Below are 19,648 nucleotides of genomic sequence, written 5' to 3' on the forward strand. Positions count from 1 at the left end.
GTTCCCCGGAATGCCCACTACGGGCATCGTCCGGCCCGTCACCATCACCCTCGCGTTCTGGATGCTCGTGGTCAGCGCGGTCCTTCCTCTGGCGGGCATCCCGGCCGCTCTGGACTGGATGCACACGTACCTGCGCGCGGCGATCCTCGAGGCCACGGCGCCGTCGGGCAGGGCCAAGGCCTTGACCTTCATCGAGCAGTTCAACGCGACGTCCGCGCCTCTCGTGTGGATCTCGGCACTCGTCGGGATCGCAGTCAGCGTCCTCATTGCCTTGGGCATCCGTGCTGGCATGAACTGGGTACGCATCCTCCTCACGGTGTTCGCGGGACTCTCACTCCTGGGCTACCTCGGCAACGCTGCCGTCGCCCTGATGGTCTCGATCCCCAGAGCCGTGATGTTCGTGCCGCCCGTGATCGTCTACGTCTTTTCCATCCTCTCGGCCATCCTGTACATCGCGGCAACGGTGCTGACGTGGCTGCGCCCCTCGAACGAGTACGTCGCCGCCCGCCGAGCCGCGGCCCTCGGCGGCGGCTACCTCCGCTGAGGACCCGCATCGCAGGTCGGATCCTGCGCCCTCGCGCGCACGACGGCGAGCAGTCGCCTCAGGTGCGCCGCTCGCCCCGGTGAGGGGCGGCGTCGTGCGCCGTGGGCGCAGTGTCCGCAGGCGCCACGAACGCGGGCGACCCGTCAGTCAGCAGGCGGCGGCATGTCCGCCGGCGCAGTGTCCACAGGCGCCACTAACGCGGGCGACCCGTCAGTCAGCAGGCGGCGGCATGTCCGCGGGCCGCGTGTCAGCGGGTGGCTGTATGTCCGCGGGCGCCACGTCCACGGCCTCGGGCGCGCCGGCGGACGGTTGCCCGGTCTCGCCGCCCGACTCACCGCGCTGGGCGTGATACGCGAGGATCTGGAGCTCCGTGGCCATGTCCACCTTGCGCAGGGTCACGCCCGGAGGCACCTGCAGGATCGTGGGCGCGAAGCTCAGGATGCTGCGGACCCCTGCGGCGACCACGCGGTCGCAGACGAACTGGGCCGCGGACGCGGGGAGCGCGAGGACCGCCATATTGGTCCTGGTGCGCTCGAAGACGGCCTCGAGGTTGGCCGCATCCGAGACACGCAGCCAGCCGATCTCGTTGCCGATGATCTGCGGGTCGGTGTCGAGGAGCGCCACGACGTCGAAGCCGCGCGTCTCGAACCCGCCGTACCGGGCCAGTGCGCGGCCCAGGTTGCCCGCGCCGACGATCGCGACGCGCCAATCACGCGTGAGCCCCATCGCGACCGAGAGGTGCGTCAGAAGGTTCTCGACCTCGTAGCCGACCCCACGTGTGCCATAGGAACCGAGCTGCGAGAGGTCTTTGCGCAGGGTCGACGAGCTCACACCCGAGGCCTCGGCGAGGGCATCAGAGGAGACGCGGTCCACGTCGTCGGCCAGGAACGAATTGAGCGCGCGGAGGTAGACGGTGAGTCGGGCGACGACGGCCGGTGGGAGCCCCTTGCCCTCGGACAGCGAGACGGACGGCTCCCCCTCGTGACTCGCCCGACGTACCACTGACACTCCTCAGTCCTGCTGCTCCGGGGCCCTGAAGGGCCGCCGCACTCACTCTAAGTTCCGTCCGCAGGCCGGGCCAAATGGGCCTCAGCCCTGCCGGGCCGCCTCGACGGTGCGGCGCAGACGGGCCTCGTTGATGGTCCAGAAGTCGCGTTGGACCCCATCCACGAGGACCACGGGCACCTCCTCGGCGAAGCGGTCGCGCAGCGCGTCGTCGTCATCGATACGGCGCTCCTGCCATCCCACGCCTGCCTCCGACGCCACCCGGGAGACGACCTCCCTCGCGGCTTCGCACAGGTGACACTCGCTCTTGGTCACGAGAATGATCTCGGGGATACGCATGCCTCCCACGGTAGCGCGGCCCGGTCCCTGCGCCGCGAATGGCTAGACTCTGACCATGCCCGGAGAGAAGAAGGCGCAGGCCCCGGTGCGCCCCGCGCCGGTGGAACGCTCACGCGAGGCGGCCTTCTTCGACGTCGACAACACGCTCATGAAGGGTGCGAGCCTCTTCCATGTGGCGCGCAAGATGTACGAGCGCAAGGCGTTCACCCTCCGCGATGCGGCAGGCTTCGCGTGGAAGCACCTCGCGTTCATGCTGCGAGGCGAGAACCTCGAGGACGTGCATTCGATCCAAGCGTCCGCGCTGTCCCTGGCTGCGGGCATCCTCACGGTTGACGTCGCCACCGTGGGCCACGAGGTCTACGACGAATTCATCGAGTCCCGCATCTGGCCCGGTACCAAGGCGCTTGCCGAGCAGCACCTCCGCATCGGCAGGCGTGTGTGGCTCGTGACGGCGACGCCGATCGAGATCGCCTCCGTCATTTCCGAGAGGCTCGGCCTCACGGGTGCCCTCGGCACCGTGGGCGAGATCGTGGACGGCACCTACACGGGACGTCTCGTCGGGGAGATCCTGCATGGCCAGGCGAAGGCGGACGCCGTGGCGGAGCTCGCCGAGCGCGAGGGTCTGGACCTGCGGCAGTGCTGGGCGTACTCCGACTCGCACAACGACATCCCGCTCCTGACCCTCGTTGGGCACCCGGTGGCGATCAACCCGGATGTGCGGCTCCGGGCCCACGCGAACGCGAACAACTGGCCGATCTACGACTTCCGCGCGGGACGCCGGGCCGCAACGCTCGGGCTCAAGGCCGCCACCGTGGGCGGCGTGCTGTACGGGCTGTGGCGGGGATATACGCGCATCCGCAAGTAGCCCCGCCGGCTCCTCGGGCGTCGAGATCGGGTGCTGGACCCCCAACTCTGCCCCGCGCGGAGTCCACGAAACGTCCACGAACCCTGCCACGCTCCACGAACGCCACGAGGCCCGCCCCCAACAGGGACGGGCCTCGCATCACCTCGCCCGTGTCGGGCAGGCGCCTACTTCTTGTTGCGGCGCTGGTGACGAGTCTTGCGAAGCAGCTTGCGGTGCTTCTTCTTGGCCATGCGCTTGCGCCGCTTCTTGATGACTGAACCCACGTGCAGTTCCTAACCGATAGTTGGTGTCCCGGCCGCTGGCCGGCGCGCTCGGGGCGGCTTTCAACCAACTGCTGGTGACGGGACGTTAAACGTTCCTCAACAGGATACCGTACACGTCAGGCGGTCTCACTCCGGCCGTCGACCACCGCATTGCGCAGGTACTCCTCCACTGCGGCCTCAGGCACCCGGTACGAGCGGCCGAAGCGCACGGCCGGCATCTCTCCAGAGTGGACAAGACGGTAGACCGTCATCTTGGACACGCGCATCATCTCCGCAACCTCAGCAACGGTGAGGAACCGGGAAGTGGAGAAATCAGCCATACAAAATACTCTAGTTGCTGGAGTGGCTCTTGTGAACGCGGCGCTGTCTGGCCGCACCCGCGAGGCCAGTCAGGACCTGCGCGGTGACGTCCCACTCCATACATTTGTCGGTCACGCTCTGCCCGTAGACGAGCTGCGTGCGACCGGCGGCGAACTGCGCGACGTCGAGTGCCTGCGCCCCGCCCACGAGGAAGCTCTCGAGCATGACACCCGCGACCGCGTCGGCGCTGGCGCCCCCCGTAGCGAGGTGGCTTCCGATCTCGAGGGCGACCTCAGCCTGGCGGTGATGGTCCTTGCCACTGTTGGCGTGGCTCGCGTCCACGATGAGGCGCGGGTTGAGCCCCTTGCCGGCCATCTTGGCCGACGCCGCCGCGACGTGCTCCGCGCCGTAGTTGGGTCCGTCCGAGCCGCCGCGGAGGATGAGGTGGGTGTCCGGGTTGCCGGAGGTCGCCACGAGGGCGGCGCGACCGCCATCGTCAATGCCGAGGAAGGCCTGCGCGGCGGCCGCGGCGCCGCATGCGTCGATCGCGACCTGCAGCCCGCCGTCAGTGCCGTTCTTGAACCCGACCGGCATGGACAGGCCCGAGACGAGCTGGCGGTGGATCTGGCTCTCGGTGGTGCGCGCACCGATGGCGCCCCACACGATCGCATCGGCCGTGTACTGCGGGCTGATCGGCTCGAGGAACTCGGTCGCGGTGGGCAGACCAAGCTCGAGCACGTCCAGGAGGAAGCGACGGGAGGCACGGAGGCCGGCAGCGATGTCGTGGCTGCCGTCGAGATTCGGGTCATTGATGAGGCCCTTCCACCCGACAGTCGTGCGCGGCTTCTCGAAGTACGTGCGCATCACCACGAGCATGTCCTCGCGGTGTTCGCGGGCGACGGCGGCGAGCCGGGTCGCGTACTCGAGGCCCGCCTCGGGGTCGTGGATGGAACAGGGGCCAGCGATCACGAGGAGGCGATCGTCGAGGCCGTCCATGATGGCGCGCACCTCGTCACGTCCGCGGGCCACGGTGCTGGCAGCGGCCTCGCTGAGGGGCAGCTCCGAGAGGAGGTCGGCCGGCGCGGGAAGGGGGGTGAACTCGGCGACGCGGAGGTTTCCGGTCGAGGAGTCGATGGTGGTGCTCTGGGTGCGGGGCGGGGTCATGGTCAGTCCTTGTCCTGACAGGCCCCCAGGGATCCAGAGCCTGCCATTGAAATGGCAAAGGGCAAGGACCGTGTGGTCCCTGCCCTGTTGGCTCTGGAGTCGGTACGCGAGGATCTACGCTTGGCCCTCCAGAGCCAACGCAAAATACGCATACCAACGCTTGAACATGCTCGCACTCTAGGCGCGGGAGTCTTAGCCCGCAAACAGCCGTCCGCATGCTGGACGCCTGCGGTCGCAGAGGGGATGGATTGCGGCCTCGATCTCGGCGAGGCGCCGCCCGGTCAGACCAGGCGCTTCCGCAGCCACACGAGCTGCCGCGCGACGTGATGCTCTCCCCCGCCCTCGTGGTTGTTGAACTGGTACTCCTCGATCGACTTCTCAACGGACTCCCCGGACGACGCCGCGTGCCCAGCGCGGGCCGCTTCCTCGCCGTAGCGGTTGAACGCCGCGTAGACGGTCGATGGCGGGCACGTCGTGTCGCGCAGTGCCACCGAGAAGTACGCCGGAACCCGCGCGAAGCGGGCGTGGTTCACGGCGTCGAAGTACGGCAGCGTCATGAGGGCCGCCTCGACGTGATCGCGGTGGCGCACGAGGTACCGCTCGAGTTCGGGGTACGGCCCAGTCGAGGCGACCTCGAGGGCGCGGGGGTAGTCGCACAGGAACGGGACGTCCGGCAGGCAGCCGACCACGCCGTCGAGCCTGCCCGCCGCAAGGCCCGCCGCAGCGAGCGCGAGGCCACCGCCCTGCGAGACGCCTTGCACCACCACCCGGGCGGCGTCGACGGCCGGGTGCGCCTGGACGGCCTCGATGGCCCGGAGGGCATCGGCGTAGATGCGCCGGTAGTAGTAGTCCTCGCGGGACAGGAGCCCGCGAGTCATGACGCCCGGATACTGGTTACCTCCGGAGCTCGGATGGGGATCAGGTGTGTGGCCGAGCTGGCCCCCGTAGCCCTGACCCCGCGAATCCATGATGAGCATCGCGTAGCCGGCCTGCGCCCAGAGGGTGTTCTGGTGCGGCAGCCCTCGCCCGCCTGAATACCCGAGATAGGTGACGACCGCAGGGAGCCGCCCCGCGGCGTCGTGCGTGGAGGGCGGCGCGTCCCGCGGGAGCCGCCCCGCGGCGTCGTGCGTGGAGGGCGGCGCGTCCCGCGGGAGCCGCCCCGCGGCGTCGTGCGTAAGGGTCTGCGCGTCCCAACCAGCGGGGAGGTGCAGCCACGCCTTGATGGGCTGCCCTCCGAAGCCGGCGAAGGTGACGTCGAAGGTGTCGATGAGGGGCAGGAGCGTCTCGACGCCCTCGAACCGCACGTCGAGGGGGTGGGCCCGCGCCTCGGCGATGGTCGCGTCCCAGAACTCGGAGAAGTCGGCGGGGATGGCCGCGCCGCCGGCGTAGGCGCGGAGCTGATCGGACGGAAGGTCGACGACGGGCATGAACGGCCTTTCTGCGGTGGTGTCCCGACCGGCAGGATATCGCTTTCCCGTCTGCTGCGTAACCGGTTGCTATGCTGTGCCCAACCCACCATCGGAGGATCCATGGCCCGCATGAGCACGCGCCCCTCGGGGCGCGTCACCATCGCCCACGTCGCCGCGGAGGCGGGCGTCTCCCGCGCCACTGTCTCCCGGGTCATGAACGGCCTCGCCACGGTGGACCCCGCGATCGGCACACGAGTCCGGGCCGCCGCCGAGAAGCTCAACTACACCCCCAACACGGTGGCCCGCAGCCTCGCAATCGGGCGCACGCAGACCGTCGCGATCGTGGTCCCGGACCTAGCGAACCCCATGTTCCAGGAGACCCTGCGCGGGCTCTCGCGGGCAGCCGCCAAGGACGACTACCGGGTTCTCGTGGCCGACTCGGTCGAGAACCCCGAAGAGGAGGTCATCCTCGCGCGCGAGGCCCGGCGGCGCTGCGACGGGCTCGTGCTCGTCGCGCCCCGCATGGACGCCGCCCGGCTGGACGCGCTCCTGCCGGAGCTCGCTCCGGTGGTTCTGGTCAACCGATCGTCGGGGGTGCCGGGGGTGCCTGTACTCGCGGTCGACTACGCATCTGGAATCCGCAGCATCATCGCGCATCTGAGCCAGCTCGGGCACCGGCGCATCGCGTACGTGGCCGGACCGAGCGCGAGCGCGGGCGACCGGGCCCGGCGCGAGGGACTCCAGCATCCACTGCCCACGGCCGAGGGTGCCGAGATCGTCGTGATCCCGTGCGGGGCGATGTTCGAGGACGGCTACGCCGCGCGCGACGCCGTCATGGACTCCCGCGCAACGGCCGCCGTGTGCTTCAACGACCTCGTGGCCATGGGACTCCTGGGCGCGCTGCATGAGGCCGGCGTTGCGGTTCCCGAGCAGCTGTCCGTCACCGGCTTCGACGATATCCAGTTCGCCCGTTACACGGTCCCGGCGCTCACGACGGCCTCCGTCCCGCAGAACGAGCTCGGCGAGCAGGCGTGGCAGCGGCTCCGGGCCCTCCTCGATGGGCGCGAACCGGATGAGGACGTCGACGTCAAACCCCACCTCGAGCCTCGCGCGAGCACCGGCCCGGCGCCTGGCGCCGAGGCTCCGGCTGGCCGGACGCCGCGCGAGGCTCCAGCCGACTGGATGCCGCGCGGGACGCGAACCGAGGCCTGACGTGGCGAACGACGCCTGGGCGGGCTGGCAGCGCGAGGTTGCCGGCGTCGTCGTGCGCAGCAAGCCCCTCTTCGCCGAGCGCGCCGCGGAGCCTCCCGAGGAGCTCCGCGAGGCACTGACGGCGGCCCTGGGGGTGCCGGGATTGCGGGCGGATCCCGACGTGCGCGTCGAGGACACCTTCCGGCGCGACGGCCTCGAGGGCGCTGACCTGAGCTGGACCTGCGGCTACGGGCCGCGGGCCCGGGCCTGGCTCCTCCGACCCGATGGCGCTGGAGAGCCGCTGCCTGGCGTCCTCGCGCTGTTCGAACACGGCGGAGTCAAGATGCTCGGTCGCGAGAAGCTCTCCGATGGCGCGGGGCTGGCGGGGCCGGTGGCGCTCGCCGCATCCGCGCACAGGGAGGCATGCTCGGACGGCCGGGCCTGGGCGGAGGAGCTGGCGCGGCGGGGCGTGGCGGTGCTCGTGCACGACGCGTTCGGCTTCGGATCGCGGCGGCTGCCCGCGGCGGAGGCTTCGGCGCGGACCGTGCGGGCGGCGCTCGCGCAGGGGTCGCTCGCGCGCGAGGAGGCTGCCGAGGCGTCCGGTGACCCGGCGGCGTCGAGCCCTGCCGTGGACCCCGAGGCCTTGCACGCGGGCTTCGAGGGCGAAGCCGCAAAGGCCGCGGGAGTCCTGGGGACCTCGTGGGCCGGGCTGCTCGCCGCCGAGGACCTCCTCGCGCTCGACGTGCTCGGCTCGCTTCCCTGGGTCGATGGCGCACGGCTCGCCGCGGCGGGAATGTCCGGCGGCGGCGCGAGGGCCGGAGTGCTGCGCGTGCTTGCGCCGCAGCTTCGCGCCACCGCGATCGTGGCGATGATGAGCACACTCCCCGAGCTCATGGCCGGGCACGCGGATGCACATTCGTGGACGTGGCTGAGCCCCGGTCTCGGCACGGTGGGTGACTGGCCGTCGGTCGTTGCCTCGTGGACCTCGAACCCCCTGCTGGTGCAGTACGGGCTCGCGGACCACCTGTTTCCCCGGTCCGGCATGGAGCGCGCACACGAGCAGATCCGACGGCGGTTCGAGCACTTCAGGGACGCCAGCAACTACACGGGTGCGTTCTATCCCTCCGGCCATGTGTTCACGGCCGCGATGCAGAACGAAGCGTTCGGGTGGCTCGTAACCAGACTAGGGCCCTGAGCCGTTCCTGAAACCGGTTACTCGGATCCGTTGACGGGCCTCTCCCGCCCATCTAGGGTGGAGAGAAATCGGTTTCTCCACGATCCGAGGGATTCTTCATGCCGTTCCCCAATACCCATGCCCCCTACGCGCGGGTCCCCCACACGGACGCCTCCCACATGGACGCCTCCGTCGCCGCCCGGTCCGCTGACACAAGCGGCGGCGAGCATGCCGAAAAACGCCGCCGCGTCCTGGCCCTGCTGGATGCGGCCAGCGCGAACGCCGTCGCCCTCACCTCACAGGCTGCGCTCGCGTGGTACCTGCAGGGGGCACGGACCCACGTGAGCCTCGCGGGCGGCCCGATCGTCGCCGCAGTCGTGGACCGCGACGGTGAAGCGGTGCACGTGACGTCGAACGAGGAGCACCGGCTCGTGGCCGAGGAGCTGCCCTCGTGGGCGCAGCCCGTCGTCGTCGCACACCCGTGGCACCGCGACGTCGTCGCCACCGCCGAGGCGCAGGCCCTCGCTGCGGGCGGGCTACGGGAGGAGGCACTCGCCGCCGGGCTCCGGAACGCGCGGCAGTCGCTCCACGCGGAGGAGGCCGCGCGGTACCGGATCCTGGGTCGCGACGTCGCACGGCTCCTCACGCGTGAGCTCGCCGCGGCCCGACCCGACGAAGCCGAGGCGGATCTGGCCGCACGGCTGACTGCAGGGGTTGTGGACCTCGGGGCCGAGCCACTCGTGGTCCTCGTGGGCGGGGACTCGCGCGCAGCCCACCGGCATCCCCTCCCGACGCGAGCCCCGCTCGGCCGGCGCGCCATGGCCGTGGTGTGCGCGCGGCGGCACGGTCTCATCCTCAACATCACGCGCTGGGTGCGCTTCGGTCCACGGACCGCCGACGAGCGGACCGCAGATGCCAGGATCCTCGGGGTCGAGGCCGTTTACCTCTCAGGATCCCGGCCCGGTGGGTCCCTCCAGCGGGCCTTCGACGCCGGCACCGCGGCCTACCTCGCCAACGGATTCGCCTCCGACGAGTGGACTCGCCACCATCAGGGCGGCGTCGCCGGATACGCAGGGCGGGATCCGCGCGCCCTGCCGGGGCTCGATCTGGGCCTCGGTACGGACGTTGCCTTCGCGTGGAATCCCACGGCAGCGGGCTGCAAGGTCGAAGACACGATTCTCAGCACCCAGGGGGGCTTCGAGGTCCTCTCCGTTGACCCGGAGTGGCCGACCGTCGCCTCTGTGGTCCCTGCCTCGCACGACGGCGCGTGGGCGCCGCAGGTGCTGGACCGCCCCGACGTTCTCGAGCTCTGACCCGGAGTCACCTCCCACGGATGCGGAGTCACCTCCCAAGGGATTTGGCAAAGCGAGGAACTAGCGTCGCTGGTGAGATGACCCCGCATCGCAGAGACATGACCCCTCATCGGGGGGGGGGGGAGGTGACCTCGCGTTGCTAGGTGAGGGGCGCCGTCGTGAGCTTGCCGTCGACGCGGCGGACGATGCTTCGCGGGTTGTCGTCGCGCAGGGCCTCCGGCAGGACGGACGCGGGCGCGTCCTGGAACACGACCGGCCGCTGGAACCGGCGCACCGCAGTGGCCCCGACCGATGTGTGGAGCGCGGACGTCGTCGCCGGCCACGGGCCGCCGTGGTGCTGCGACCACGTCACCGCGACCCCCGTGGGCCAACCGCCGAACAGAACGCGACCGGCGCGCTCGGCCAGCCGGGCGGCAAGCTCGGTGACGTCCTCGTCCGGTTCGGCGTGGACGGTGGCGGTCAGCGAGCCGCCGACGGCGTCGAGCACCGCGTCCCGCTCAGCGTCCGACGCGTACCGCACGAGCAGCGTCACGGGCCCGAAGCACTCCTCGAGCAACACCTCTGGCCGCGCGAGGACGCGGGCGGCGTCGGCCATGAGGACCGCAGGACGTGCCACGCCGTCGGAGGCGTCCTGACCGGGATTCCCGATCAGGAGGTCTGCCTTGCCGTCAACCACGAGCCGCCTCAGCCCGGCCGGGAACGCCTCCGCGATGCGCGGGGTGAGCATCACGCCACCGCGATGGGACGAGGCCTCGATGGCCAGCGCTGTCCCGAACCCTGCCTCCGCGGGCACCAGGACGAGCCCGGGCTTGGTGCAGAACTGCCCGACGCCGAGTGTGAAAGACGCCGCGAGCCCGGCAGCGATCTCTGCCGTCCGGGCCTTGGCCGCCGCCGGCGTCACGACCACGGGGTTGATCGAGCCGAGCTCGCCGTAGAAGGGGATCGGATCGGGCCGCGCGCACGCGAGGTCGAACAGGGCGCGTCCTCCGGACAGCGAACCGGTGAACCCGACGGCCCTAATGCCCGGAGCCTGGACAAGTGCGTTCCCGGCTGGCCGGCCGAGCACGAGCCCGAACACGCCTTCGGGCGCACCGGCCGAGGCGAGCGCATCGGCGACGACCTGCGCCGTCCGCACCGACAGCTCGGGGTGACCCGAGTGCCCCTTGACGACGACGGGGCACCCCACTGCGAGGGCGCTCGCCGTGTCGCCGCCGGCCACGGAGAACGCGAACGGGAAGTTGCTCGCGGAGAACACGGCGACGGGCCCGAGCGGACGCAGGATGCGGCGCTGGTCGGGCTGCGGCGGCGTCGCACCGGGACGCGCGCGGTCGATGACGGCCTCGAGGTATGCGCCGTCCCGGACGACGGCGGCGAAGAGCCGCAGCTGGCCGGTGGTCCGTGCCACTTCCCCGGTGAGCCGCAGGGTGGGCAGGTGCGACTCCCGCTCCGCGATCGCGACGAGCTCGTCGCGGGCCGCATCGAGCGCGTCGGCGACGGCCTCGAGCCACGCGGCCCGTGCGTCGTCCGACGCCGCTGCGGACGGCCCGGCGGCCCTGACCGCGGCGGCCACGACGGCATCGAGCTCCTCTGGCGTAGTGTCGGCGGTCGTCTCGGGGATGAGCAGGGCGGCGGCGGTCATGCGGGAACTCCTGAGGTGTGGGCGGCATGGGGCAAGTGCGGTTCGTCAGCTGCGAGCCGCTCGACGAACTCGAGGCCGAGGCCAGGAGCCGGCTCGAGGTGGATGGTTGCGCCCTTCCGAACGACGGGCGACGGCGCAGCGAGCAGGCCGAGTGTCTCGAACGAGGTGTCCTCGACCTCCTCAATGTGCACCGCGCCGGGCAGGGTCGCGGCGAGCTGTGCCGAGAGGTCGGTGAGCAGGTGGGGCGCAAGTTCCACGGAGCCCGACTGGGCGAGGGCCGCGATACGCAGGAACGGCGTGATGCCGCCGACGCGGATGATGTTGGGCTGGATGACGTCGCACGCGCCGGCCGCGACATACTCGCGGAAGCGCTGGAGCGTGTGGAGGTTCTCCCCCACCGCGATGGGCACCGACACGGATCGGCGGAGCTGCACGTGCCCGTCCAGATCCTCGGCACGCAGCGGTTCCTCGAGCCAGTGCAGCCCGTACGGCTCGAGCGCGGCGACGGCACGCCGGGCGGTGGGCAGGTCCCAGCGCTGGTTCGCGTCCACCATGAGGCGCCGGCCCGGGCCGAGGGCCTTCCGCACGGCGGCGACCCGCTCGACGTCCTCCTCGATCTCCGGCTTCCCGACCTTGATCTTGACGGCGCCGTACCCGGCCACGATCCATCGCTGCACCTGCTCGAGGAGCTCCTCGAGGCTGTAGTGCAGGTTGACGCCGCTCCCGTACGCGGGCATCGACGCACGACGCCGCCCCAACAGCCCCGCGATCGGCTCGCCGAGGCGCCGGGCCGTCAGATCCCAGAGAGCCAGGTCGAGGCCCGCGAGCGCGATGGTGGTCAGGCCTCCCCCGCCGGCCTCGTGGAGGTGGCGCCAGAGCACCTCCCACACGGCCTCGGGGTGCGTGGGGCCCCCGAGGGCTGCCCGCGAGATGTCCGCGTCGAGGAGGCTCTGCACCGCCCCCGCGCCAATCGTCGGGGTCCAGGAGAAGCCGGTTCCGCGGTTCCCGTGGGAGTCCTCGACCTCCACGACGATCACATGCACCTCGGGGACGTCCGGTCCCCAGGGCCGCGGGAGCCTCGGAACGAGCAGCCTGGTCCGGAGCGAGGCGAGCACCGGCTCACGCGCGGCGCTCATGAGGCCGCGAACGCGTCGGCCGCCAGCTCAGCACCGGCGAGGTCACCACCGGCCAACTCAGCACCGGCCAACTCAGCACTGGCGGGGTCGCCACCCGTGCGCCGCGCGCCGTCGTGCGCGAGGTCGGCGAAGGCGACGGGCTCGCCGGCCGCCAGCTCAGCACCGATGGCGAGAATGCGCTCGAGCTCGGCGAGATGCTCGGCGGACGGGTCGAGGAGCGGTGCCCGCACGCCGCCGACGGGCAGGCCGCCGAGCCGGACGCCGGCCTTGACGAGCGAGACCCCATAGCCGGGGACCGTGTCCCGCAGCGCGACGAGCGGCCGGTAGAAACGCGTGAGGATCTCGTGCCGCCGTTCCTCGTCGCCGGCAGCGTACGCGCGGTAGTACGCGTTCGCGACCTCCGGCGCCATCGCGAACGCCGCCGAGGAGTACAGCGGCATGCCGATCCCCCGGTACGCGCCCTGGGTGAGCTCGGCGGTGAGCAGGCCGTTGAAGAACTGGAAGTCGGTCCGACCGGTGGCCTCAACCGCAAGGACCACCTCCTGCGTCACGCCGATGTCCCCCACTCCGTCCTTGAACCCCACGACCTGGGGGTTCCCGGCGAGCCGGGCCGCCGCCTCGGGCGTGAACCTCGCGTTGCCGCGGTGGTAGACGACGAGCTCGAGCGAGGTCGACGCCGCGATGGCTTCGACGTACCGCTCAAGCCCCGCGACGGGTGCGTTGACGAGGTACGGCGGCAGGACGAGAAGACCGTCCGCGCCTGCATCCTCGGCGGCCTTCGCCGCCTCGATCGCATGGCCGAGCGGTCCACCCGTCCCTCCGATCACGGGGACGCGATGCCCAGCCTCGGGACCGCCGTCCGCGGTGTGCTCGCCCACCGCCTGGACGGCGGCACGCACGACGGCGCCCGCCTCCTTCGCGGTGAGGGCGTGGTATTCGCCGGTGCCGCACGCGGCGAACACGCCGCCGGGTCCGTGGGAGAGGCGCGACGCGATGTGGTCGCGCGTGAGCCCGGGATCCACGGCGCCGGACGAGCCGAAGGCCGTGATGGGGAAGAAGAGGATGCCGTCGAAGTGCATGGGTGCTCCTTGGGTCGGTGGAGGGGCCGGGCGGGGTGGGCGGGATGGGGGCCTGATGGGATGGGTGGAAAGCCCTGCGGCCCAGGTCAGGAGAGGTGCGCGGCGGTGGCCGCGAGGGGCTCGCCGGCGAGCTCGGTGCGCCACGACCGCTGGGGCCGCCAGCCGAGCAGGCGCCGGGCCTTGGCCGAGCTGAAGGCCGCCTGCGTTCCGGTGAGGTGCTTCGCGATGCGCTCGGTGCCCGGGAAGTACCGGGGCACGAGCTCGGCGAGCGAGTCGCGGGCCATGGCGTCGTCGGCGCTGACGAAGAACACGTCCCCGTTGCGCACCTCGTCCGCGGCCTCGAGCCAGCGCTCGGCGAAGCCCGCGGCGTCGCGGGCGTCGACGTAGTTGAAGAGGGACACGGCGGCGAGCTCGGGCCGGGCGAGCCGCTCGGCCACGGTGTGGCCTTGCTGCGTCGGGGTGCCGTTCCATTCCTGCGGGCTGATGACGAAGCACGGCCGGAACGCGCCGACCCGGAAGGAGTCGCCCCGCGCCGCGACGAACATGCGGACCGTGGCCTCCATGGTGGCCTTCGAGAGCGCGTAGGCGTTCCACGGCGCGATGGGGTGCTCCTCGTCGATCGGGAGGTACTGCGGGGCCCAGCCCTGCGGCGTCCCATAGCCGAGCACCGTGGGACTCGACGCAACAAGCGCGCGGCCGGCCCCGGCGTCGGCCGCCGCGGACAGCACCGAGAGGCACAGCTGGGCGTTGGTCCTCAGGATCACATCCTCGGGCGCGCTGAACGGGACGGCGATCGCCGCGAGGTGCACGACGCCGTCCGGCCGCAGCCGCTCGAACTCCCCACGGGTGGCGGACGCGTCGGCGAGGTCGACGGTGAGCTGCCGCACGCCGTCGTGCACGAGGTCCGACGGCGCGCGGTCGAGCGAGATGACCTCGTGGCCGCGGGAGGCGAGGTGGTTGACGACGCTCACGCCGAGCCGGCCCGAGCCACCCGTCACCACGACGCGCGAAGCGCTGCGCCAGGTCATCGCGCACCTGCCTTCTCGGCGGTGTGCGCCTCGCCCTCGACGAGCGGGAGGCCGAAGTCCGCGAGGCGGACGGCCTGGCCGGTGCGGAGGGACTCGTTCCCCGCGATCCCGACGAGGACGCTGCGCACGCCGTCGCCCCAGCCAGCCTGGCGGTGGAGCGGATCGACGCCCGGGCCGCGGAAGACGTCGTCGAGCAGGATGGCGTCGCCGCCGCCGTGGCCGCCCTCTCCCTCGTGGATCTCGACGATCCGCGCCGGCTCCCAGAGTCGCTGGACGCGCACGAGGGTTCCTTCGGGCCGTGCGGCCGCGCCGGCGAGGTGCGGGTCCACGGCTGCGGATGGGTCGAGCGTGTGCCGGTCCGGGGCCACAGAGCCGCGCTCCACGACCTCGATCTCGAGGCGCCCTTCGGTGCCGTTGATGGCCACGCGATAGCCCTCCCACGGGGAGTGTGCCACCAGCGTGTACGCCATCGACGCGCCACCGCGGTAGCCGACCACGAGGCTCAGGTTGTCCTCGATGTCGATGCCCTCTGTGAACACGTCGCGGTCGCGGAGGTAGCCGTCGTCGGACTCGCCTTCGAGGTAGAGCGCACGGAGCTTCGGATCCGCCGCGAGGTCGAGGTTGAACGGGTCGGCGCGGTCCGGGTTGTCGCGGCTCAGCTGCGGGCGTGGGCCCCCGCCGCGTTCTGCGGCGTTGACCGCGCCGTAGAAGCGCAGGCCGCCCTGGGCGTAGACGGTCTCGGGGACATCCCCGAGCCACCAGTTCACGAGGTCGAAATGGTGCGTCGACTTGTGGACGAGCAGTCCGCCCGAGTTGGCCTTGTTGCGGTGCCAGCGGCGGAAGTAGTCGGCGCCGTGGACCGTGTCGAGGCACCACTCGAAGTGGACCGACGTGACCTTGCCGATCTGGCCCGAGGCGATGATCTCCCTGATCGCGGCATTGCGCGGCGAGTAGCGGTAGTTGAACGTGACGACGAGCTTCGCGCCGGAGGTCCGCGCCGCGGCGTCGGCCGCGTCCACGATGCTCCGGAGGCCCTCGACGCTCGTGGTGAGCGGCTTCTCGCACACGACGTCGACGCCGCGGGCCAGTGCCTCGGTCACGTAGTGCGCGTGGGTGAAGTCCGGGGACGTGACGACCAGAGCGTCAGGCCGCTCGACGTCGAACATCTCGCCGAGCCGGTCCGGAGTGTAGTGGAGCGGCGCGGTGCCCGAGGCGAGCGCCGCATGGGAGTCGTAGTGGGCCATGCGGTGCTCGTTCGTGTCGACGAACGCGACCACGCGGCCAGCATCCCTGTGGCTGCCTGACAGGGCATCGATGTACATCTGCGCGCGCGAGCCGGTGCCGGCGAGGGCGTACTTCTTGGGGGCTTGCATGTGGCGAGGTCTCCTTGCAAAGGCTTCGGCCGGCGCCTCCTTCGACGCCCAGTAACCGGTTTCTCACCACGGTACTCCGGCGGAGGGCTTCTGCCAAGGGATATGGGAAAACGCTTGCCCAGCGAGAAGGGGATCGGCAACCCCGTGCGGGGCTGCCGATCCTCTTCTTCGTTGGCCCGCAGTCAGACCGCGGCGGGAACGTACTCCCGCAACTCCACGCTGGCCCGGACGGCCGCGCGGAGGGCGGCGAGGCCGCCGTCGAGAGCCCCGGCCGCGCGGGCCTGGACCAGCACGTTGCCGAGTGCGGTGGCCTCGACGGGCCCGGCGATCACCGGCAGCCCGGTCGCGTCGGCGGTCAGGCGGCAGAGGAGCTCGTTCTGGGACCCGCCGCCGACCACGTGGACCACCTGCGGGCGCCGCCCGGACAGGAGCGCGGCCTGGGCGATGGTGCGGGCGTAAGCTGCGGCGAGGCTGTCGAGGATGCAGCGCACGACGGCGCCGGGCTCGTCCGCGAGCACGTCGCCGCCGCTGGGATGGGAACCGCCCGAGGCGCCGGCACGCGCGGCGGCCGCATGGATCCGCTCGGGCATGCCGCCCGGAGCGATGAACTCCTCGGAGTCCACGTCGATCTGCGGACCGCCAGCCGGCAGTGCCGCGGCGGCGGCGAGCAGGACCTCGAGGGAGGACTCCCGCCCCTCGGCGGCCCACTGCCGCTGCGACTCGGACAGGAGCCACAGACCTCCCACGTTGCGCAGGTACCGGATGGTGCCGTCGACGCCGCGCTCGTTGGTGAAGTTCGCGGCACGGCTGGCATCCGTGAGCACGGGGGCGTCCAGCTCGACGCCCACGAGCGACCACGTGCCCGAGGAGATGTACGCGACCTCCTCCCCTTCGCTGTCCCCTCGCGGTGCCGCGGGGACCGCGGCCACAGCGGAGGCGGTGTCGTGGGAGCCGACCGCGACGACAGGCGTGCCCGCGGGCAGCCCGGTGCGCTCGGCCACGGCCGGCAGGAGGGTCCCGTAGGTCTCCCCCGGGGCGATGAGCTCAGGGAAGAGCGCCTCGGGGAACCCAAGGGCCTCGAACAGCTCCTGTGACCAGTTGCCCGTGCGCGCGTCGAGGAGCCCGGTGGTTGACGCGTTGGTCTCCTCGGTCCGGCGGGCGCCGGTGAGCCAGAACGCGAGCAGGTCCGGGATGAGGAGCGCCTCGTACCCGTCCAGGCGCGGCTCGGCGGCGAGCTGGTAGAGCGTGGTGAACGGCAGGAACTGCAGCCCGTTCACCCCGTAGAGCCTCTCCGGCGCGGCCTTCGCGTGGACCACCGGGATCGCGGCCTCGGTGCGCCCGTCGCGGTACGAGAACACGGGCTCCTTGAGCCGGCCCGCGCCGTCGACGAGGCCGTAGTCAACGGCCCACGTGTCGATCCCGATGCTCTCGATCCGCAGTCCGCGCGCCGCAGCCGCCTCGCGGGCCTTCGTCAGGCCGGTCTGGACCTCGGCGAAGATGCCGGGCAGGTCCCAGCGGAGCACGCGGGCTCCATCGCCGGTCACGCCGTCGTCGATCACGCCGTTCGGGAAGCGGTGGACGACGTCGAGCGCGACCTTCGCGGCGCCGTCGTGCGGTGCGCCGTCGTGCATCCCGCCCGGCCCCCCGCCGTCGTGCATCCCGCCCGGCCCCCCGCCGGCTGGCTGAGGAGCGCCCACCGTGGCGAGGATGACGCGCCCGGAGGAGGCCCCGACATCGACCGCTGCGAAGCAATGGCGGCCAGGGCCGGGCGCGCCGGGCTCGTTCACCGGAGGAAGGCGGCGGCGACGCCGGCGTCGACGGGGATGTGGAGGCCTGTGGTGTGGGAGAGCTCGTTGCTGGTCAGGACGGCAGCGGCGTTCGCGACGTGCTCGGGGAGGACCTCGCGCTTGAGAAGGGTGCGCTGGGCGTAGTACTCGCCGAGCTTCTCCTCCTCGACTCCGTAGACGGCGGCGCGTTTGGCGCCCCAGCCGCCGGCGAAGATCCCGGAGCCGCGGACCACGCCGTCGGGGTTGATGCCGTTGACGCGGATGCCGTGCTCGCCGAGCTCTGCCGCGAGAAGGCGCACCTGATGGGCCTGGTCGGCCTTGACTGCGGAGTAGGCGATGTTGTTGGGGCCCGCGAAGACGGAGTTCTTCGAGGAGATGTACACGATGTCCCCGCCCATGCCCTGGGCGACCATGGCGCGCGCGGCGGCCTGCGAGACGAGGAACGAGCCCTTGGCCATGACGTCGTGCTGGAGGTCCCAGTCCTTCTCGCTCGTCTCGAGCAACGGCTTGGAGATGGACAGGCCTGCGTTGTTCACCACGAGGTCGATGCCGCCGAACGCCAGGACCGTCGCATCAACGGCCGCTGCGACCTGGGTGGCGTCGGTGACGTCCGCGCGGACGCCCACCGCGACGTCGGCGTTGCCGAGCTCCGCGGCGGCCGCCCGGGCCTTGTCCACGTCGAGGTCCGCGATGACGACGCACGCGCCCTCCGCGGCCAGGCGGGTCGCGATGGCCTTGCCGATGCCCGACGCGGCGCCGGTCACGAGGGCGATGCGGGTCGCGTGGGACTTGGGCTGGGGCAGGCGCGCGAGCTTGGCCTCCTCGAGCGCCCAGTACTCGATGCGGAACTTCTCGCCCTCCTCGATCGGGGCATAGGTGGAGATCGCCTCCGCGCCGCGCATGACGTTGATCGCGTTGAGGAAGAACTCCCCGGCGACCCTGGCAGTCTGCTTGTCCTTGCCGTAGGAGAACATGCCCACGCCCGGGATCAGGACGATCGCAGGGTCGGCCCCGCGCATGGCCGGCGAGTCGGGCTCGGCGTGGCGCTCGTAATAGGCCGCGTACTCCTCGCGGTAGGCCGTGTGGAGCTCCTTGAGCCGCGCGATGCTCTCCTCGATCGAGGCATCCGCGGGCAGGTCCAGGACGAGCGGGGCGACCTTGGTGCGCAGGAAGTGGTCCGGGCAGGACGTGCCCAGGGCTGCCAGGCGCGGGTGCTCGGCGGAGGCCAGGAACTCCAGGACCCGGGGGTCGTCGTCGAAGTGGCCCACCTGCGGCCGGTCGGTCGAGGCGAGGCCGCGGATCACTGGGGCCAGGGTAGCGGCCTTCGCACGGCCCTCTTCCCTGGGTAGGGCACCGTAGCCCGGGAGTGCGGGGCCGAAGGGTTCGGGGCGGCCGTTCTCTGCGATGTACTTCTCGGCCTGGGCGATGATCCACAGCGAGTTGGCCTCGGCCTCTTCGCTCGTCGCCCCCCACGCGGTGATGCCGTGCCCGCCCAGGATCGTGCCGATGGCCTCGGGGTTGGCGGCCTTGATCGCCGCGATGTCGAGGCCGAGTTGGAAGCCCGGACGCCGCCACGGGACCCACACGACTCTGGCGCCGAAGACCTTCTCGGTGAGCGCCTCGCCGTCGGCCGCGGTGGCAATCGCGATGCCCGCGTCCGGGTGGAGGTGGTCCACATGCGCGGCGTCGACGAGCGCGTGCATCGCGGTGTCGATCGAGGGAGCCGCCCCGCCCTTGCCGTGGAGGCAGTAGTCGAACGCGGCGACCATCTCGTCCTCCCGCTCCACCCCCGGGTATACGCCGGCCAACGCGCGGAGTCGATCCAGGCGCAGGACGGCGAGGTTCTTCTCGGTCAGGGTGCCCAGGTCACCGCCGGAGCCCTTGACCCACAGGAGCTCGACCGGCTCGCCCGTCACGGGGTCCGTCTCGGTGCCCTTGGCCGAGGTGTTGCCGCCGGCATAGTTGGTGGTGCGCTTGTCCGCGCCGAGGCGGTTCGACCGGGCGATCAGCTCGGTCACAGTCTGGTTCTGTGTCATGTC

17 protein-coding genes and 1 pseudogene are annotated in these 19,648 nt (G+C 71.6%); 5 read left to right on the forward strand and 13 right to left on the reverse strand.

Going from position 1 to position 19,648, the window contains the following annotated elements; translation table 11 throughout:
• Positions 1-10 precede the first annotated feature (10 nt).
• Positions 11-544, forward strand: a complete 534-nt coding sequence (locus RBS60_RS17725; RefSeq protein WP_307958864.1) for a hypothetical protein — start codon at positions 11-13, stop codon at positions 542-544.
• Between the two features lie 210 nt (positions 545-754).
• Here the strand turns inward: RBS60_RS17725 and RBS60_RS17730 are convergent, their stop codons facing one another.
• Positions 755-1,546: a redox-sensing transcriptional repressor Rex gene (locus RBS60_RS17730; protein WP_307958865.1), complete on the reverse strand. Its 792-nt coding sequence runs from the start codon at positions 1,544-1,546 to the stop codon at positions 755-757.
• Positions 1,547-1,633: 87 nt separating this feature from the next.
• A complete protein-coding gene (locus tag RBS60_RS17735) occupies positions 1,634-1,888 on the reverse strand; it encodes a glutaredoxin family protein (protein ID WP_307958866.1) in 255 nt (84 codons plus the stop codon).
• Positions 1,889-1,943: 55 nt separating this feature from the next.
• Here RBS60_RS17735 and RBS60_RS17740 point away from each other — a divergent pair, with 55 nt between their 5' ends.
• The gene (locus RBS60_RS17740) at positions 1,944-2,753 is read left to right on the forward strand and encodes an HAD-IB family hydrolase (protein ID WP_307958867.1); all 810 of its coding nucleotides are present in this window, start codon (positions 1,944-1,946) and stop codon (positions 2,751-2,753) included.
• A gap of 164 nt (positions 2,754-2,917) precedes the next feature.
• Here the strand turns inward: RBS60_RS17740 and RBS60_RS17745 are convergent, their stop codons facing one another.
• From RBS60_RS17745 to RBS60_RS17760, 4 genes are all read right to left on the reverse strand, one after another.
• Positions 2,918-3,016, reverse strand: a complete 99-nt coding sequence (locus tag RBS60_RS17745; protein WP_003792170.1) for a 30S ribosomal protein bS22 — start codon at positions 3,014-3,016, stop codon at positions 2,918-2,920.
• Positions 3,017-3,132: 116 nt separating this feature from the next.
• Positions 3,133-3,336: a helix-turn-helix domain-containing protein gene (locus RBS60_RS17750; protein ID WP_307958868.1), complete on the reverse strand. Its 204-nt coding sequence runs from the start codon at positions 3,334-3,336 to the stop codon at positions 3,133-3,135.
• 10 nt (positions 3,337-3,346) lie between these two features.
• Positions 3,347-4,480: a 3-deoxy-7-phosphoheptulonate synthase gene (locus RBS60_RS17755; RefSeq protein WP_307958869.1), complete on the reverse strand. Its 1,134-nt coding sequence runs from the start codon at positions 4,478-4,480 to the stop codon at positions 3,347-3,349.
• 281 nt (positions 4,481-4,761) lie between these two features.
• A complete protein-coding gene (locus RBS60_RS17760) occupies positions 4,762-5,907 on the reverse strand; it encodes an acetylxylan esterase (RefSeq protein WP_307958870.1) in 1,146 nt (381 codons plus the stop codon).
• Between the two features lie 111 nt (positions 5,908-6,018).
• Between RBS60_RS17760 and RBS60_RS17765 the strand changes: the two genes are divergently transcribed.
• From RBS60_RS17765 to RBS60_RS17775, 3 genes are all read left to right on the forward strand, one after another.
• Positions 6,019-7,101 (forward strand): LacI family DNA-binding transcriptional regulator, encoded by a 1,083-nt coding sequence (locus tag RBS60_RS17765; protein ID WP_307958871.1) that lies wholly within the window; start codon positions 6,019-6,021, stop codon positions 7,099-7,101.
• A 1-nt stretch (position 7,102) separates the two neighbouring features.
• Positions 7,103-8,275, forward strand: a complete 1,173-nt coding sequence (locus RBS60_RS17770) for an acetylesterase (RefSeq protein ID WP_307958872.1) — start codon at positions 7,103-7,105, stop codon at positions 8,273-8,275.
• 98 nt (positions 8,276-8,373) lie between these two features.
• On the forward strand, positions 8,374-9,567 hold the full coding sequence (locus RBS60_RS17775; protein WP_307958873.1) for a peptidase M24: 1,194 nt from the start codon (positions 8,374-8,376) through the stop codon (positions 9,565-9,567).
• Between the two features lie 139 nt (positions 9,568-9,706).
• Here RBS60_RS17775 and RBS60_RS17780 read toward each other — a convergent pair whose 3' ends face one another.
• The 7 genes and pseudogenes from RBS60_RS17780 to RBS60_RS17810 all read right to left on the reverse strand — a co-directional run bounded on the left by RBS60_RS17780 (position 9,707) and on the right by RBS60_RS17810 (position 19,645).
• The gene (locus tag RBS60_RS17780; protein WP_307958874.1) at positions 9,707-11,206 is read right to left on the reverse strand and encodes an aldehyde dehydrogenase (NADP(+)); all 1,500 of its coding nucleotides are present in this window, start codon (positions 11,204-11,206) and stop codon (positions 9,707-9,709) included.
• Positions 11,203-12,342: a mandelate racemase/muconate lactonizing enzyme family protein gene (locus tag RBS60_RS17785; RefSeq protein WP_307958875.1), complete on the reverse strand. Its 1,140-nt coding sequence runs from the start codon at positions 12,340-12,342 to the stop codon at positions 11,203-11,205. Before RBS60_RS17785 ends, RBS60_RS17780 begins: the two co-directional genes overlap by 4 nt.
• Positions 12,343-12,491: 149 nt before the next feature.
• Positions 12,492-13,421, reverse strand: a pseudogene (locus tag RBS60_RS17790) (5-dehydro-4-deoxyglucarate dehydratase); the annotation flags it as partial.
• Positions 13,422-13,507: 86 nt separating this feature from the next.
• A complete protein-coding gene (locus tag RBS60_RS17795; protein ID WP_307958876.1) occupies positions 13,508-14,449 on the reverse strand; it encodes an NAD(P)-dependent oxidoreductase in 942 nt (313 codons plus the stop codon).
• Positions 14,446-15,822 carry a Gfo/Idh/MocA family oxidoreductase gene (locus RBS60_RS17800; RefSeq protein ID WP_307958877.1) on the reverse strand — a complete coding sequence of 459 codons (1,377 nt, stop codon included), beginning with the start codon at positions 15,820-15,822 and terminating at the stop codon, positions 14,446-14,448. Before RBS60_RS17800 ends, RBS60_RS17795 begins: the two co-directional genes overlap by 4 nt.
• A 182-nt stretch (positions 15,823-16,004) precedes the next feature.
• A complete protein-coding gene (locus RBS60_RS17805) occupies positions 16,005-17,609 on the reverse strand; it encodes a rhamnulokinase family protein (RefSeq protein WP_307958878.1) in 1,605 nt (534 codons plus the stop codon).
• The gene (locus RBS60_RS17810; protein WP_307958879.1) at positions 17,606-19,645 is read right to left on the reverse strand and encodes a bifunctional aldolase/short-chain dehydrogenase; all 2,040 of its coding nucleotides are present in this window, start codon (positions 19,643-19,645) and stop codon (positions 17,606-17,608) included. Before RBS60_RS17810 ends, RBS60_RS17805 begins: the two co-directional genes overlap by 4 nt.
• Positions 19,646-19,648 lie beyond the last annotated feature (3 nt).

The sequence above is a fragment of the Sinomonas sp. ASV486 genome (assembly GCF_030908215.1).
In the GTDB taxonomy this organism is placed as follows: Bacteria; Actinomycetota; Actinomycetes; order Actinomycetales; family Micrococcaceae; genus Sinomonas; species Sinomonas puerhi.